Annotated in this window: 14 protein-coding genes; 8 read left to right on the top strand and 6 right to left on the bottom strand. The window is 50.4% G+C overall.

All coding sequences use genetic code 11. The annotated features are described in order from the left end of the window. Positions 1-52 precede the first annotated feature (52 nt). Positions 53-1,333 (bottom strand): anthranilate phosphoribosyltransferase, encoded by a 1,281-nt coding sequence (locus M0L20_RS09910; RefSeq protein ID WP_248476782.1) that lies wholly within the window; start codon positions 1,331-1,333, stop codon positions 53-55. Positions 1,334-2,027: 694 nt separating this feature from the next. Here M0L20_RS09910 and M0L20_RS09905 point away from each other — a divergent pair. After that, complete coding sequence (locus M0L20_RS09905) at positions 2,028-5,600, top strand: DEAD/DEAH box helicase (protein ID WP_248476780.1); 3,573 nt, start codon at positions 2,028-2,030, stop codon at positions 5,598-5,600. 23 nt (positions 5,601-5,623) lie between these two features. Here the strand turns inward: M0L20_RS09905 and M0L20_RS09900 are convergent, their stop codons facing one another. Beyond that, the gene (locus M0L20_RS09900; protein WP_248476779.1) at positions 5,624-6,559 is read right to left on the bottom strand and encodes a CPBP family intramembrane glutamic endopeptidase; all 936 of its coding nucleotides are present in this window, start codon (positions 6,557-6,559) and stop codon (positions 5,624-5,626) included. A 95-nt stretch (positions 6,560-6,654) separates the two neighbouring features. Between M0L20_RS09900 and M0L20_RS09895 the strand changes: the two genes are divergently transcribed. Then, the gene (locus M0L20_RS09895; protein WP_248476778.1) at positions 6,655-7,431 is read left to right on the top strand and encodes an SDR family NAD(P)-dependent oxidoreductase; all 777 of its coding nucleotides are present in this window, start codon (positions 6,655-6,657) and stop codon (positions 7,429-7,431) included. 47 nt (positions 7,432-7,478) lie between these two features. Here the strand turns inward: M0L20_RS09895 and ybeY are convergent, their stop codons facing one another. Next, positions 7,479-7,892, bottom strand: coding sequence for an rRNA maturation RNase YbeY (ybeY, locus tag M0L20_RS09890; RefSeq protein ID WP_232560741.1), 414 nt, complete (start codon positions 7,890-7,892; stop codon positions 7,479-7,481). A 111-nt stretch (positions 7,893-8,003) separates the two neighbouring features. Here ybeY and M0L20_RS09885 point away from each other — a divergent pair, with 111 nt between their 5' ends. The 4 genes from M0L20_RS09885 to bioA all read left to right on the top strand — a co-directional run bounded on the left by M0L20_RS09885 (position 8,004) and on the right by bioA (position 12,283). Beyond that, positions 8,004-9,038 (top strand): zinc-binding dehydrogenase, encoded by a 1,035-nt coding sequence (locus M0L20_RS09885; protein WP_248476777.1) that lies wholly within the window; start codon positions 8,004-8,006, stop codon positions 9,036-9,038. 179 nt (positions 9,039-9,217) lie between these two features. Next, the gene (locus M0L20_RS09880) at positions 9,218-10,396 is read left to right on the top strand and encodes an aminotransferase class I/II-fold pyridoxal phosphate-dependent enzyme (protein ID WP_248476776.1); all 1,179 of its coding nucleotides are present in this window, start codon (positions 9,218-9,220) and stop codon (positions 10,394-10,396) included. Next, positions 10,393-11,034 carry a dethiobiotin synthase gene (bioD, locus tag M0L20_RS09875; RefSeq protein ID WP_248476775.1) on the top strand — a complete coding sequence of 214 codons (642 nt, stop codon included), beginning with the start codon at positions 10,393-10,395 and terminating at the stop codon, positions 11,032-11,034. Before M0L20_RS09880 ends, bioD begins: the two co-directional genes overlap by 4 nt. Then, positions 10,982-12,283, top strand: coding sequence for an adenosylmethionine--8-amino-7-oxononanoate transaminase (gene bioA, locus M0L20_RS09870; protein WP_435531826.1), 1,302 nt, complete (start codon positions 10,982-10,984; stop codon positions 12,281-12,283). Before bioD ends, bioA begins: the two co-directional genes overlap by 53 nt. An 85-nt stretch (positions 12,284-12,368) precedes the next feature. On the opposite strand, the gene M0L20_RS09865 is transcribed toward bioA, so the two are convergent. After that, entirely contained in the window at positions 12,369-13,037 is a 669-nt protein-coding gene (locus tag M0L20_RS09865; protein ID WP_232562779.1) for an AlbA family DNA-binding domain-containing protein, read from the bottom strand. Positions 13,038-13,243: 206 nt separating this feature from the next. On the opposite strand from M0L20_RS09865, the gene M0L20_RS09860 reads away from it, so the two are divergent. Next, positions 13,244-13,720, top strand: coding sequence for a sterol desaturase family protein (locus tag M0L20_RS09860; protein WP_232560736.1), 477 nt, complete (start codon positions 13,244-13,246; stop codon positions 13,718-13,720). A gap of 103 nt (positions 13,721-13,823) precedes the next feature. Here the strand turns inward: M0L20_RS09860 and M0L20_RS09855 are convergent, their stop codons facing one another. After that, positions 13,824-14,045 carry a DUF2795 domain-containing protein gene (locus M0L20_RS09855; protein WP_009284883.1) on the bottom strand — a complete coding sequence of 74 codons (222 nt, stop codon included), beginning with the start codon at positions 14,043-14,045 and terminating at the stop codon, positions 13,824-13,826. A gap of 276 nt (positions 14,046-14,321) precedes the next feature. On the opposite strand from M0L20_RS09855, the gene M0L20_RS09850 reads away from it, so the two are divergent. Then, positions 14,322-15,053 carry a copper homeostasis protein CutC gene (locus M0L20_RS09850; protein WP_232560735.1) on the top strand — a complete coding sequence of 244 codons (732 nt, stop codon included), beginning with the start codon at positions 14,322-14,324 and terminating at the stop codon, positions 15,051-15,053. Between the two features lie 3 nt (positions 15,054-15,056). Here M0L20_RS09850 and M0L20_RS09845 read toward each other — a convergent pair whose 3' ends face one another. Next, the gene (locus M0L20_RS09845) at positions 15,057-16,721 is read right to left on the bottom strand and encodes a sodium/sugar symporter (RefSeq protein WP_232560734.1); all 1,665 of its coding nucleotides are present in this window, start codon (positions 16,719-16,721) and stop codon (positions 15,057-15,059) included. Positions 16,722-16,761: the final 40 nt, after the last annotated feature.

Genomic DNA, 16,761 nt, shown 5'->3' with positions numbered 1-16,761 from the left:
GGTGATAAGTCGGGTCGTTGCGTTCTTCTTTCCGCAAACGCTACAGCCTTGGCTAATTGGTGTATTGCAGTTGCGCTTCTACCCAATCCAGCCCACGCCCATACAGCGCATGAGCAAAATGCACCCGGTTATCAAAATCCGCATTGTTCGTTTGCCCTTCGTCCATAAACCGTTGGACAAGCCGAGCATTATCCGAAGCCAGCGGATTTTCGTATTGTACGTCGCTCTCGGTACGGAACGCCGTAAACGCGGAAGAATCGCCTTCAAAGTTCTGATGAAACATATGTCCCCGTGGAGTCCGGACGGCGCATAAGATTCCAGTTGACCGGCTGGTTGACGGGGCAAGACTTCCTTCCAGACCACGTTTCAGGACAATAGCTGCGTCGAAACCCGCCATCAATGCCAGTTCGGCCATTTTCATCTGATACGTGATGTGGAAGACCGACGTTACCAGAATTTGCGCGTGACAAGGGTTAAGCACTTTCTCCAAGGTAGCCAGAAAAGGGCGCTTGATGATCGTGTGTCGCCGGTCTACCCAATGGTTCAACGCGGGAGACAGGGCTTTCTGATCGAGCACCCAGCCGTAGCGACCCAACGGTGTATCCAGTTCGTGGTTGCTTTGCAGGAACTGACAGCCCATGTGCATGTACAGATCAAGCGCATTGAGCGTAAATTTCGGCCCGCCCGAACGTCCAACCATAGAGACGGCACCGTAGCCGCGCTTCTGAAAAAATTGCCCCAACAGGGGTGTAATCAGGTAGCTGTTGTCCACCCCATCGAACGGCTCAGCCAGTTGAATCAACGGGCGGTCGGCACAACTGATCGGCGCAAATCCTGGTGAATAGGTTTGCTCGGCGGCTCGCATCAGCCCCAGATATTCTTCGTTGGTTTCGTGTCTGACGCGTAGAATGCTGGCGGCTAGCCCACGAAATGTTTCGCAGTCGCCATTACCGAACAAATAATCGCCTAGTTGATGTGCTTCACTGATTTGCAGGTTATGTCCTCGCACCAGTTTAGTGGCAATCGGATGCATACCAATCGGCAAATCAGGACAAACCTTGTTAATAAAAAACGTAGGATGCGAGAATGCGCCTTTACCGATCACGTCCTCCAACGTCATTTCGGCAGGCGTGGGTCCCTTAGCGATCAGTGCTCCCAGAAAAGCTCCCCGTTGAAGCGGATGCGACATAGGATCTTCGAGGGCAGCACGGCACTCAGCCAGTAGTTCGGCGGAAAGCGGCTTACTACCGTATTTACCAATGCCAATGTGTTTGATTCCTCGACCAAGCGCCGTATCAGCGGGCGAATCCAGATCCAGATTTACGATTGACATAAGCGTGCTAGAGCGTGAATAATAAATACGTAAAAGAAAACTTGTAGCAGTTAACTACTTATAGATAGCCAGCCACCAGAAACAGCCGTTGAGAAGGCACTATTATTCTACGAACAGCCCCTTATCCACGTCCCACGCACGAATTGAGCTAAGCCGTTGAGTGCTCATCGCATATGTTTCTGATAACTATATTCTTTGCAGCAGAGCAAAATTTGTTATTTGGCGGTAACCTGCCTGATACCTCCTCTTACTAGTTACTGTCCCGGCAGTGAGCGATACATAAAGCGTTAGTCGATACCAGCTTGTTATTCCTGTACTTGTATTATGTAAGAGATCGCCACAAGACTCATACAAAACTAAGCATCATAACCATTTTGACAAATTAAATGTATATTATAAATGAATGTACAATATATTATTCCATTTTGACAAAACAAACCAAAGTGCGTCACTTCACCTCGACTAAAACAGATTAAACTAATGATTCGTAGCAGATCGTTCAAACTACTTCAGGACAATAACCGTTAACGTACTGGAAGAAATACGGCTGAACTTCACTCAACAGTTTGGCCACACGGGTTATAGTCGTATGTCGAGTCTGGTTTACACCGGTAATGGGTACTACGCATACCTATCCGACATAGCCGTGCTAGAAACCAGTTGCTTTTTACATGAACTTACTTTTTTAGTATAGATGGCGGAACGCATCACCTACGGCAAAACGTGGTGGGGACAGCAGTGGCTCAATGCCCTGACAAGCATTGACATGGCCAACCGACTACCAAGAGGCAAAACATATGCCAACAAAGGAGCGGTACAGGGATTAACCATTTCGAACAACCAGATTTCAGCGTCTATTAAAGGGTCGGCCCCCCGCCCCTACCGGACGAAGTTGACAGTACAGTTGTTTACCGAAGCTGAGAAGGAAGGGTTATTAAACGAAATCCGGGAAAATCCGGCTATACTGGCCCAGCTTCTTAATCGCCAGCTTCCCGCCGAGCTGATCGAATTTGCGAATCGGCAGGGGACACAGCTCTTTCCGCATTCCTTTCAGGATTTGATTATGGGTTGCTCCTGTCCCGATGAAGCGGTTCCGTGTAAACATCTGGCTGCGGTCATTTATGTAGTTGCCAATGAAATTGACCGCAATCCATTCCAGGTTTTTTTGCTGAAAGGACTCGATATTCTGGCCGAACTGCAAAAAGGTCAACCCGATGCGGTTAATGGTAGTATGAATACAGTACTGTCGTTTCGGGAGCTCGGTACCGACGAACTACCCGATGATGACGAAGACTGGCGTCCCGACGATAAGATTCGCGCTGGGCTCGACTTTGCCGTAATTCCGCCCCTGGCCGATCAGCTCCTCGATCTGCTCTCAACCGATGTAACGTTTACGAAAAGCGATTTCCATAAGTCGCTCAGCAAATCCTACAAGCTTTTCAGTAAACCGCTGCTGGACAAGCTTATTAAGAAACCAGAAACCGACAATGAACCCCATCCCGATCCGAGTGATAGCATTGAGCTGCAACTGGATGAGGTGATGAAAGTAAAAAAGATCAGCATGTTCAGCGAACATGGTGAGCCCCGTTCTATTGCGGGTTTTACCATGACCGATCTGAACAACTGGCTCGATACACTGACCGAGGCCGACTGGCCCGAAATGAGCGATTCGGTACGGAGTCTTTACCTGACTCAGCAATTTGCGGCTGCCTTACTGCGTCGGGGAGCAATTGTTCCCCAATTGTTGCGCGTTGGCCCTACCGAAGATCAATATCGGGTACGCTGGCTACCCGCCACGCTGAACGAAACGATCAAAGACCTAACGAGTCGGCTGGCGACCCAGATTCCACCAACGCTGCTGACGGTTCGCTGGCAAAAAGAATGGCTGGCCTTACCCGACGATCAGCAGGTATTGACGCTTTGCTCCCTGTTTTTGCGTCGGGTCATTAAGCCAAGTACCATTGAACTATGGGAGCGCTGGCCTCTGGAAGATGCCGACCGCTTATTTTTTGGCGTCGAAACCTTACGATTTGAAGGGTTTGGCCGGAAAGAAATGCCCCTGGCTATTCAACTGTGGCTCAACGATTTTTTCCTGACTCACAAACGATTCGTACCTATCCTGGCCGTTGAAGATAGCGAGTTCGGCGACGAGTTTCGGCTCAGCCTGCTTATCCGGGATCGCGAAGCAGCAAACACCGCCGGAGCAACCGAACAGCCTATTCCGTTACCCGAACTGCTGACAAAAAAGAAGCACGAGCGGATTCGGATGGCCGTTTTGCAGGATCTGCTGGTGCTGTCGCGACACTTCCCCGATCTGGCGAAACTTACTAAGATGGGCGGCCCTGTACATCTCTCGTATTCACCCGACGAATTTGTAAAGGTTCTGCTCGAAACCTTGCCCCGGATGCAATTGCTCGGCATTGCCCTCTGGCTGCCGAAATCTCTTCAGCACTGGGTTAGACCGCAGATCGGCGGACGCCTTAAAGCCAAGGTTACCGACAAAAACGCGTTCATGCGTCTGGAAGACATGCTTACCTTCGACTGGCAAGTGGCACTTGGCGACGAGATGATGGGCGTTAAGGAGTTTCAGAAACTGGTGAGCACTTCCAAAGGTCTTGTCAAAATCAAGGATCAATATGTGCTAATCGACCCGGCGGAGCTGACCAAATTGTACAAGCAACTTGAAAACCCGCCTGAGTTGACAGGTGCCGATTTGCTGAAAGCCGCGCTAGCCGAAGAGTACAAAGGTGCTCGTCTGGGACTCACAGCGGAGGTTCGTAACCTGGTTAAGCAGTTTACGGACAGCGAAGCGCAACCCCTCCCCGACGCCCTGAACGCGACCCTCCGGCCTTATCAGCAGCGTGGCTACGACTGGCTGTTCAAAAATACAACCTTAGGCATGGGCAGTTTGCTGGCCGATGACATGGGCTTGGGAAAAACGCTTCAAATCATCGCGTTACTGCTAAAATTCAAGCAGGATGGTCGTTTCAAAAAGCAGAGAGGCCTGGTGGTTTTACCAACGACACTGCTTACCAACTGGCAAAAAGAGATTGCCCGGTTTGCCCCCGATTTAAGAGCGCACATTTATCATGGTCCCAACCGGAAATTTCCGACGGGTACGGGCAAAGCTGACGAGTACGATCTGTTGCTGACAACCTACGGCGTCGTTCGGTCAGACCTTGATACGCTCAAAAAATCGACCTGGGCAACCGTCGTCATCGACGAAGCACAGAACATCAAAAATCCCGACGCCGAACAAACCAAAGCCGTAAAAGCCCTGAAAGCGCCGATCCGTATTGCGCTCAGTGGTACGCCCGTCGAAAACCGGCTGTCGGAGTTCTGGAGCATCATGGATTTTGTGAATAAAGGGTATTTAGGCGGCTTAGGAAAGTTCAACGAAGACTTTGGAAAACCCATTCAGCAGGAGCACGACCGCCACAAGCTGGACTTATTTCGGCGCGTCACGAGTCCGTTTTTGCTCCGCCGTGTCAAAACCGATCGGAGTATTATTAGTGATCTGCCCGACAAGATCGAGAACAATCAGTTTTGTTCGCTTACGACCGAGCAGGCGGCACTCTACGAAAGCGTGGTTCAGGAAAGCTTACGCGCTATTGAAGAGAAAGACGGTATCGCCCGCCGGGGTCTGGTACTGAAATTAATGACAGCGCTGAAGCAGATCGGCAACCATCCGCAACAGTATCTAAAACGAAACAGTAGCCGAAACAGAGGCCCTTCGCCCAGCCTTTCCGGGAAAGCAACCTTACTGCTCAACTTGCTCGAAAACATCTACGCCAGCCACGAAAAAGTCTTGATTTTCACGCAATACCGTGAGATGGGCGAGTTGCTTCAGCAGTTTATCCAGCAGACGTTCGGTACGCAGCCATTGTTTCTGCACGGTGGCACTTCCCGCGCCGATCGCGACGAAATGGTTGAGCAATTCCAGCGGAACCGGAGCGATCATACCTTTATCCTGTCGCTCAAAGCGGGTGGTACGGGCTTGAATTTGACCCAGGCCAACCACGTCATTCATTACGATCTATGGTGGAATCCAGCGGTGGAAGCACAGGCTACCGACCGGGCGTTCCGGATTGGCCAAACGAAAAACGTGCTGGTTTACCGCCTGATGAATCAGGGGACGCTGGAAGAAAAAATCGACGCGATGATCCGGTCCAAGCGCGAACTGGCCGACCTGAGTATCCAGACGGGCGAAACCTGGCTTGGTGATTTGAGCGACAATGAATTGAAAGAGCTGGTCATGCTGGGGTAATTTTCTCCGGCATGACCACTGCCTCAATGACTGGACCGCTGTAAAAATGCGGCCAGTTCCATTCCCCAGGCAATACCGATGTGAATGAGCAACCCGCCCCAGATACTTCGGGTACTCAAGGCGAGAACGCCCAACAGATACCCACCAAACAGGGAAGAAACTGCTTCGCCCAGCGGACGGCCAAAATGAATGGCGCAATACCAAACAATCATGGGCAATACAGCTCCCCGGCCCAGTACCCGACTCATGCCAATAACCAGAAAGCCGCGAAACAACAATTCAGTGGGGATAAAATCCCAGCCGTAGCAGAGTTCGTAAATCAGTACGGTGACCCATTCTGGTATGCCTAGAAATTCACCGGCGTTGGTATCGCGATAGGTCGGGTACGATTCCAGAAAGTCCGGCTGAAACGACGCCAGCGTGATAAGCGGAATCATTAGCCCCAGTAAGATCACGTACAACGCCAATCCCTTTCGCTTCGGGGCCATCCCGTAAAAACTGCTCGGGTTTCGGTCGACCAGCTTGTAAAACACGTACAACGGTAACACAATGGTCAGCACCGACTGTAGATTGTGCAGGCAGTAGTAGGCATACACGAAAATCTGTCCGCCAAACAGTTGACGGCTCCATTCGGTATGCGCGTAGAAGCCGGAATAAAGCGAGTAAAAGACAAGCGCCCAGAGACTGCGAAGCCAAAACTCCCGGTTTCGCCAGATGTCGGATCGGTGATGAAAATAAGTCCAGAGCCAGACGCTGACATAATACGTTGTCGCGTACAAGGCAAAGTACAATACTGGCCAGCGCGGATCGCCCTGAAACGTGTCGATGTACGAATCTTCGAGATCGATGTAGTAATTGACAGTAAGCAGTAGTGCCGCCCAGATTGCCGTAGCCGCATAGAGATCAGGTCGAAAGTCAATACGAAGATGATCGCGCAGGTCGCGCCAGAGCGTTTTCACGGGATAGGAACGGCAAAATTGGTTGACTTTCTACGAATCGACTACAAAATAACCTTATTTTCGGCTCGTCTTTCGACTTCACCGTTCAGCAATATATGTTAGATTTTACCAATCAAGTAGCATTTATTACAGGAGCAGGCTCTGGTATCGGTCGGGCAACAGCTCTGGCCTTCGCAAAAGCAGGCGCCCGTATTGTCGTGGCCGAAGTAAACGAAACCAGTGGTCAGGAAACCGCAACGCTTATTCGGGAGAGCGGTCGCGAAGCTTTGTCCGTTACGTGCGACGTAGCCAACCCCAGCCAAATTGATACAGCTATTCAGCAGACAGTCGAAGCGTATGGCCGGTTAGACATAGCCATTAACAACGCGGGTATTGGGGGTCGATTTGCGCGACTGCTGGACCAGACACCCGACGATTTTAACGAAATAATGGCCGTCAATGTGGGTGGCGTTTTCCACGGAATGCAAGCCCAGATCCGGCAAATGCTCAAGCAACCAGAAAATGGGCATAGCGACCGGGGCAAAATTGTCAATGTATCCAGCGTAGCCGGTGTTCGGGGAATGCCAATGGGAGCGCCATATAGTGCATCGAAACACGCGGTTATTGGCCTGACCAAAACAGCCGCTTTGGAATACGCACAAAGAAATATTCGGATCAACGCCGTCTGCCCGGTATACACCCACTCGGCTATGGTGGATCATTTGCTCACGATGGCGCCCAACATGGAAGAACGAATGCGCCGGGTGATCCCCGTAGGCCGGTTAGGACATCCAGACGATATAGCGCAGGCCATTCTCTGGCTGTGTTCCGACGAAAACGTTTTTTGTACCGGTCAGGCCATCCAGATGGACGGGGGCATGACAGCCGGCTAACTCAACCGAACCAGTACTTTATGTCTGTGAATCAGTGAGCACAGCAATCAAGCATTGCGGAGCCATTCTTCTTCTTTTGCGCGCATCTGCGCTTCCTCTTCCCCTGTTTTGTCGCCGTAGCCGCAGAGGTGAAGCAGTCCGTGCGCCAGCACCCGACGCATTTCCTGCTCCGAAGGTACACCCAGTTGTGCCGCATTATCGGCCACCCGGTCAACGCTGACAAAAATATCCCCTTCTATTTTTCCTTCCTCCTCGCTTTGATCAAACGTGATAATGTCCGTATAATAATCGTGTTCGAGGTAATCCCGATTGACTTGCAGCACGTAGTCATCGGAGCAAAAAATATAATTTAAATCGCCCACAGCGTAACCCTCGCGCTCAGCCTGCTGTTTTAACCACTGGCGGGTAGCCTGTTTCTGAGGAAGTTTGTACGGAACGTCTTCGTTGAAAAACCGAATCATAATCTGATTGTAGGATGAATTTTACGCATCCGTTGGAGGTACAAAGATACGCTCAGATAACACCGAACCCGCACTTATTTGCGTAATCGCTCCCTGATCCGTAAACAACTCATGAAAGCTATCTATCTGTCGGCCATACACCAGCCCATTCAGTACATCGATCTGCCAAAGCCCATTGCCGGACCGGGTCAGGTACTTGTTCATCTTAAAGCTGCGGCACTAAACCACCGCGACCTCTTTATCCAGCAAGGTCTGTATCCTGGCATCAAACTTCCCGTCATTTTAGGTTCTGACGGTGCGGGAATCGTTGATACGGTAGGTGAAGGTGTTGATGCAAGCTGGCTCGGCCAGGAAGTCGTTATTAACTGCGCCATGAACTGGGGAGATGATCCCAACTTTTACGGGCCTGACTTTCAGATCCTGGGGATGCCTGCCAATGGTACGTTTGCGGAGTACGTAGCCGTAGATGCCGAGTACATTTTCCCGAAACCAGACCACCTATCTTTCGAACAAGCAGCCGCACTTCCACTGGCGGGTCTGACCGCCTGGCGAGCGCTTATGACCCGAGCGGGGCTTCACAAGAAAGCAAGCAGTCAGCCCGAAAAAGTGCTTATCACCGGCATTGGCGGAGGAGTCGCTTTGTTTGCGTTACAGTTCGCACTAGGAGCAGATGCCGAGGTCTGGGTAACGTCGGGATCATCCCAGAAACTGGAGCTCGCCAAGGCACTAGGGGCAACCGGGGGTATCAATTATCGGGAGCCGGACTGGGCTAAAACGCTTATGTCCCAAACGCAAAGCCGTTCAGCGCGGGGCTATTTTGACGTGATCATCGATAGTGCAGGAGGCCCCGGCTTTGCCCGATTGATTGACGTAGCCGCCCCCGGTGGGCGCATTGTTTTTTATGGCGGCACAACGGGAGTTATCACCGATGTTGTCCCGGCCAAAGTTTTTTTCAAGCAGCTGAACATCGCGGGCACTACGATGGGTACCGAATTAGAATTTTCCGATATGCTTTCTTTCGTAACCGCAAAACAGCTGGTCCCCGTTATTGACGAAATTTTCCCATTGGCTGATGCAGAGCAGGCTATGCGTAGAATGAACGACGGCAAGCAATTCGGAAAGCTCGTTTTGCGTATTGACGAGTAGGAAACAAACCTCTTGAATAGTTAACTAATCGTATATCTAGAAAAGATTTTGCCAAAACTTAGTAACACGCTACAAAAGTTATCCACATTCTAAATGTGGATAACTACCATCTTATTAACATTTTCATAAGAAGCAAATTAAAAAGACAACGGTAGAGCCGCCTGTTTTACCTTTGTGCTATGATTGAACAAAATCTCTCAATCGCTGATAAACTCGCCGAACGGCTGGTAAACCGACGCCAGTCCGGGCTATTGCGCCAGTTGCGTACGGCTGATCACCTCACCGATTTTTGCTCAAACGACTATCTGGGGTTTGCCCGTTCGGCCGCACTCAAAGCACGTATTCAGGAAGCGGAACGTTTGAACACCGGTACGCAGAATGGAGCTACGGGTTCTCGTCTACTGGCTGGACAGACGGCGCTGGCCGATCACGTCGAGCAGGAGTTGGCTCAATTTTATCAGACCGAATCATCCCTGATTTTTAACTCTGGCTACGACGCTAACCTCGGTTTGCTGGCTTGCCTGCCGCAAGCGGGCGACACCCTGATAACAGACGAACTAATTCATGCCAGCATGATCGACGGGGCACGGCTTAGCTATGCCCACCGTCTGCGTTTTCGGCACAACGACCTGTATGATCTCCAATCGAAACTTCAGCAAGCAACAGGCGACGGTCAATCAGGACAGGTATTTGTTGCGGTTGAATCAGTTTATTCGATGGATGGCGATCAGGCTCCCCTGGCCGAACTGGTCGATTTGTGTGAGCGATACGGTGCGGCACTGCTGGTTGACGAAGCCCACGCAACGGGCGTTTACGGTCCCAATGGTGAAGGGTTAGTAGCTGCTTTAGGTTTGACGAATCAGGTACTGGCCCGCGTTCACACGTTTGGAAAAGCCTTGGGCGTTCACGGAGCAGTGGTTGTCGGTCCGGCGGTTCTGCTTGATTACCTGATTAATTTCGCCCGACCGTTCATCTATACCACGGCGCTCCCGCCCCATAGCCTGCTGGCAATTCAGTGCGCCCATCAACACCTATCCATTTCAGGGGAAGACCGTCAGCAATTGCACAACCGAATCAGTTATTTCCGGCAACAGGCGGCAAGCATATTACCCGAAACGAACTGGACGGCTAGTCAATCTCCCATTCAGTGTTTGATAGTACCGGGCAATGAGCAGGCCCGGCAGGTGGCCGAGGAAGCACAACGGGCGGATTTCGACGTACGAGCGATTCTCAGTCCAACGGTTCCGAGCGGCCAGGAACGCTTGCGCATTTGTATCCACCTCTTTAATTCGTTCGACGAGATCGACCGGCTGATTGCCGTTTTACAAACAGCCCTTACGCATACAGTACGCTTATGAATACCCCTATTTTTCCAACCCAATTTGTCGTTGCTGGTATCGGCACCGAAATCGGAAAAACAATCGTTTCGACGATACTGGTCGAAGCGTTGCAGGCCGATTACTGGAAACCCATTCAGTCCGGTGCGCTGGAAGACTCCGATACCGAAGCCGTCCGACGGTTGATCAGTAACTCAGGAACGCAGTTTCACCCGGAAGCGTACCGGCTTACCGAACCGTTGTCGCCCCACGCAGCCGCCGACATTGATGGGGTTCACATCAGTCTTGACAACATTGTTTTGCCGCAAACCAGCAACGCACTGGTTGTTGAGCTAGCCGGTGGTTTGATGGTTCCGCTTAATGAACGCGAGTTGAACATCGATCTGGTACAACGGTGGGGGCTACCCGTGATACTGGTTTCCCGCAACTATCTGGGCAGTATCAATCATACGCTGTTATCAATCGATGCCTGCCGGAGCCGCAACATTCCAATCTTAGGGATCATTTTCAACGGCCCAACGGTTACCAGTTCCGAATCATTTATTCTTAGTTACACCAATATACCCTGCCTCGGTCGAATCGGGCAGGAAGATACGCTCACAAAGGATGTTATCCGACACTACGCCGACCAATTTGCCGAACTTATCAGAACGCGATAAAGCGGTGATCTGGCACCCGTTTACGCAGATGCAGACGGCTTTGCCCCCCACTCCGATTGTAAGAGGGAGCGGATCGATACTATACGGTGCTGATGGTCGCGAATACCTCGACATGATTGCCTCCTGGTGGGTCAATCTGCACGGCCATGCGCATCCTCACATTGCCCAACGCGTCTCGGAACAGTTGCAGCGCTTGGAACACGTTATTTTCGCCGATTTTACGCATGAGCCCGCCGTCGAACTAGCCGAACGAGTGCTGGCGATACTGCCTCAGAACCAGTCGAAAGTTTTTTATTCAGACAACGGATCGACGGCCGTTGAGGTAGCCTTGAAAATGGCGTTTCAGTACTGGCACAACCTCGGTAGACCGCGTTACAAAGTCGTAGCGCTGGACAACGCTTACCACGGTGATACCTTCGGCGCGATGGCTGTAGGGGGCCGAAGTGCGTTTACGGCTCCGTTTTTCCCCTTCCTGTTCGATGTGGAATATTTACCCGCGCCCGTCGCTGGGCAGGAGGAAGCCGTTCTTCAGCAAGCAAAGCAGTTGTTCACCGACGAAGTGGCTGCTTTTATTGTGGAGCCGCTGGTGCAAGGTTCCGGGGGTATGATTATGTACGAGCCAGCTGTCCTGAACGAATTATATGCATTGGCGCGGCAAAATGGTACACTCATTATTGCCGATGAAGTGATGACGGGCTTTGGCCGGACGGGGAAACGATTTGCCAGCGATTATGTACCAGAGAAACCGGATTTGATGTGCTTATCAAAAGGGTTGACCGGCGGCACAATGGCACTGGGCGTAACGACATGCACCCAGGCTATCTACGACGCTTTTCTGTCGAGCGATAAAAGCAAGACGCTTTTTCACGGGCACTCCTTTACGGCTAATCCGGTAGCTTGTACGGCTGCCTTAGCCAGCATGGATTTGCTGCTGCTGGACGAAACACAGGCCAGTATTGAGCGGATTGCTGCGCATCATGCTGCGTTCAGCCAACGCTTACGGACTTATTCGACCGTTGCCAATGTCCGCCAGCGGGGAACGTTGCTTGCGTTCGATTTGCAGGTGGGCGAACAAACTTCCTACTTCAACAGCATCCGCGACCGCGCTTACCACTTCCTGCTGGAACGGGGAGTACTCATGCGTCCGTTGGGCAACGTACTTTACCTGATGCCACCCTACTGCACTACCGACGAGCAGCTAGCGTATACCTATGCGCAGATAGAAGCGTTATTGACCAGCCTTTCGTAGCCCCCCGTAGAAGCGAAGAAGCATACGCCGTATCTTAAAGATACGGCGTATGCTTCTTCGCTTCTACGCTTTTTTCTAAATACTGTTAACTAACCTGTCGGGTCGTGTATTGATCGACTATGTCGCTAGGATGTATTTCGAGCACATTGGCGAGAACTAACAAAACAAGCGTTCGGGATGCGATACGTCTTGAAATACCAGCAATGGACGCAAACAGATCAACCGTAATGCTGTTGTGTTCGCCGAGGTGCTGCATCAGCTTCTTTTCCTTCTCACCGTACGAAAATCGAATGTCGCGGGCGGCCTGTTCTCCTTTAAGGATTTCGCGCACTTCGCGGCTGGCCTGAACCGACTTATCGGCTACGCGAACGTAAGCCTTTTTATTTTCGGGTTCGTTGAGGTCCGGGATGATGTAATGCGGGCGGGTCGGGCTGGGGGGCACCCGGATAACGAGTACTTCACGTTCGTCGTAAAGTTGCACTCGTTCGATGGTGTAGCTGATACGCGGGAAGCAATACTTGTTGATGGCCCGGACGAGCAGGTATTCGTCCTCATCGGCGTATTTGAGTCCCACAATTTTTTTGTCGTCACCGATGCCGATCAGCATGATGCCGCCATTTGAATTCGCGAAAGCGACTACACCCCGGATGATTTTCTCGGGATGATTCGTTTTCAGTTTAAACTCTAAATTGCTACCCTCTCCCCGTCTAACCAGGTTCTTAAGTGCCTGATAGTCCATAACCGATGGGTTCATCTGGTTGAGCACTGAATCGGGATAAAGATACGGCTTTTCTTCAAACATGCAAGTATCGGTTATATATCCCTATTTTTCGTTTAAAAGTCATTCTGGTCAAGCCAACTTTTCCGCTGAACAAACCGTTACTGACTAATAATTGGTGAGCTAACTACAGAAGTAATTGCCCCGCTCAATTACCTTTATATTAACTAAATAACACAAAAATGCTGCTAAACGTTGCCTTAGTACTAGGGACTTTTCTCTTTATGGAAGGTGTTGCATGGTTCACTCATAAGTACGTTATGCATGGTTTTTTGTGGAGTTGGCACCGCGATCACCATAACCATCATAAAGGCTTTTTTGAGATCAACGACCTGTTCGCAGTAGTTTTCAGCCTGACAGCCATCATCCTTATCGTTGTCGGTGTAGAAGTACCTGAGTTAAGCTATCTTGCCTGGATTGGTGCGGGCGTAACGCTATACGGCTTCTTTTACTTTGTGTTTCACGACATCATTGTACATCGTCGTGTAAAGATGAAAATTGATACGAGCGGTCGATACATGCAACGCATCATGCGCGCGCACTACATTCACCATAAAGTCCACACAAAAGAGGGCGCTGAAGCATTTGGCTTTTTATACGCTCCCAAGAAGTATGATCGTTCTGTAAAATCCTCGCCGGCAACCGTCAAGGAAAAGTAACGCTCAACCGGCGCTTCGAAGTAATAACTAATTCATATGTACCAAAAAGGCGTAACCTTATAGATAGGTTACGCCTTTTTGGGTTGAAGACTATTCGGATTACTCAGTACTCGTCTTCGTTGAAAAAGAAATCGTCTTTGGTCGGGTAATCCGGCCAGATTTCTTCGATGCTTTCGTAAGGCTGACCGTCGTCTTCCAATTCCTGCAAATTTTCTACAACTTCCAGGGGTGCGCCGGAGCGGATGGAATAGTCAATCAGTTCATCTTTGGTGGCAGGCCAAGGAGCATCTTCCAGGTAGGATGCGAGTTCGAGAGTCCAGTACATAGTGTCTTCAGTATTTAATGACTACTTTTTCAATGAGGGTGCAAAAGTAAAAAAACAGTTAATATCCAAACGCTTTTCGGCAAAAATGTTTGCAAGCGCATTTAGCAGGGGATTTAGGCCAATAACAGCCATTCATTACTTTTGTTTGGATCTCGTCCTAAATATAGGCTGAGCAATAATTTTCAGTTAAAATACACACTTTCGGACCTATACCATCATTTTGACGATAATTTCTTGCCTCGGCCATCACTTCTCTAAATTTTAATTTCATCTGCAATGCGCATCGAAGTTTGTGCTTACTCTTTTGAATCGTGCCTGACGGCGCAACAAGCCGGAGCCGACCGGATCGAACTTTGTGGAGGTCTGAGCGAAGGCGGTACCACACCAAGTGCTGGACTGATTCAACTGGCTCGTCAGCATCTGTCTATCCAACTATTTGTCATGATCCGGCCACGCGGGGGCGACTTTTTGTATTCCGATACGGAACTTGAGGTTATGCGCGCCGACATTGCCGTTGCTAAGTCATTAGGAGCCGACGGCGTTGTATTGGGCATCCTGCAAGCTGACGGAACCATCGACGAAGAGAGGACCAAAGAATTGGTAGCCCTGGCGCACCCAATGCCGGTTGCTTTCCACCGCGCTTTCGACGTGAGCCGCGATCCGGCAGAAGCGCTGGAAGCCGTCATCCGTACGGGTGCTATCCGCATTCTGACATCGGGTCAGCACCCTTCCGCCGAAGAGGGATTATCCGTTCTTCGTCAACTAACCGAGCAGGCCGCCGGACGCATCGAAATAATGGCGGGCGTCGGCGTTTCCGGGCGCAACGCGAACCTGTTCACGCAAATTGGTCTCGACGCGTTACACCTCAGCGGGAAAAGCAATCAACCCAGTCCCATGGTTTATCGTCGGCCAAACATACAAATGGCGTCGGCTGTACTGGGCGAATACGAACGTATCGAAGCCAGCGCCGACGCCATTCAAAGCGTGATTGATCAGGTTAAGGGGTGATCCTTACCAGAAAGTCGCGTAAAGGATAGTAACCAATACCAGAATTACCCCGGCACCTATTGCAAACGTAGGTGCCACTTTAAACATACTGGCATCAATTTCCAGCCCTTTCGAACCGGGCTTCATTAGCCCCATAACGATCATAACCGCAACGCAGATAAGGAACACAAGCCCCATCGTGTCGAGGAACGGAATCGTGTAAACACCGTTTGCATTCTGAACGGCAAAGCCTATCGGAGCCAGGAATTCCAGGTTCACGATATCAGGAAGTACGTATTTGAAAAAGAGGGAGAGCAAAAAGCCGCCGACAATGGCAAACAGGGCACCTTGCGAATTCGTCTTTTTCCAGAAGAAACCAAGCAGGAAGGCAGCAAAAACCCCCGGCGAAACCAGACCAGTCATTTCCTGAATGAACTGAAAACCACCTTTTTTATCGATACCCATGAATGGCGAAATAAGAATAGCCATGACCATCGATACCCAAATGGTGATACGGCCAACTTGTACCAGCCGCTTTTCACTGGCGTCGGGAGAAATGTATTTCTTGAAAATATCAAGCGTGAAAATGGTTGAAATCGAGTTGGCTTTACCGGCCAGTGACGCGACGACCGCAGCCGTTAGTGCCGCGAAGGAAAGCCCTTTTAAACCGGCTGGTAATAGGTTAAGCAACACCGGATACGCATGGTCTTTATTGATTTCACCCGTTGCGTCGAGCATCTCCTGCTGAAACAGTCCTTTCTGGTACAACGTATAGGCCGCAATACCCGGTAAGACCACAATAATTGGCATCAACAATTTCAGGAAGGCGGCAAAAAGAATACCTTCGCGAGCCGTTTTCAGATCAGCGCCCAGCGCCCGTTGCGTAATGTACTGGTTACAACCCCAGTAGTTCAGGTTTACAATCCACATACCGCCAATCAGCACCGTCAGTCCAGGCAAAGACGAATAATGCGGATTGTCTTTCTCAAAAATCATATGGAAGTGGTCCGCCGATTGAGTCAGCATCTGATTGAATCCGTTCATAACCCCTTCTGTCCCACTTTGCGTTGAAACCAGATTAATCGCCAGATACGTAGTTGCCAAGCCACCCAGAATCAAGAAAAATACCTGAATTACGTCGGTATAGCCGATTACTTTCATTCCCCCTAGTGTGATGATGACGGCAAAAACGGCTAGTCCGATCATACAAGCCGTAAAGTTCAGACCCGAAATGGTTGAAACGGCCAATGCACCCAGGAAGAGGATCGAGGTTAAGTTAACAAGGACGTACAGGAACAGCCAGAAGATAGCCATGATCATCGCAACGGTATTGTTGTACCGTTGAGTCAGAAACTGCGGCATCGTGAAGATGCGGTTCTTGAGGTAAATAGGCATAAAAAAAACGGCTACTACAATCAGCGTAGCCGCGGCCATCCATTCGTAGGTAGCAATGGCCAGTCCCATCGCAAATCCGTCGCCCGAAGCACCAATGAATTGTTCCGCTGAGATATTGGACGCGATCAGCGAAGAACCAATAGCCCACCAAGTCAGTGACCCTTCGGCCAGGAAGAAATCGGTGGTAGATATGTTTTCAGCGTGCTTTTTTTTGTAAATCCAGTAGCCATAGGCACTGACGATAATGAAGTAAACGAAAAAGACTGTGTAGTCTAACGCCTGAAGTTTTTGCATGATAGAGCGGGTACAGGAAAGCTATGTTATGTTAATAGTA

It is taken from the genome of Spirosoma liriopis (genome assembly GCF_023196085.1).
Taxonomy (GTDB): domain Bacteria; phylum Bacteroidota; class Bacteroidia; order Cytophagales; family Spirosomataceae; genus Spirosoma; species Spirosoma oryzicola.
The sequence above is the reverse complement of the archived record's forward strand: the minus strand, read 5'-3'. Positions and strand labels throughout refer to the sequence as shown.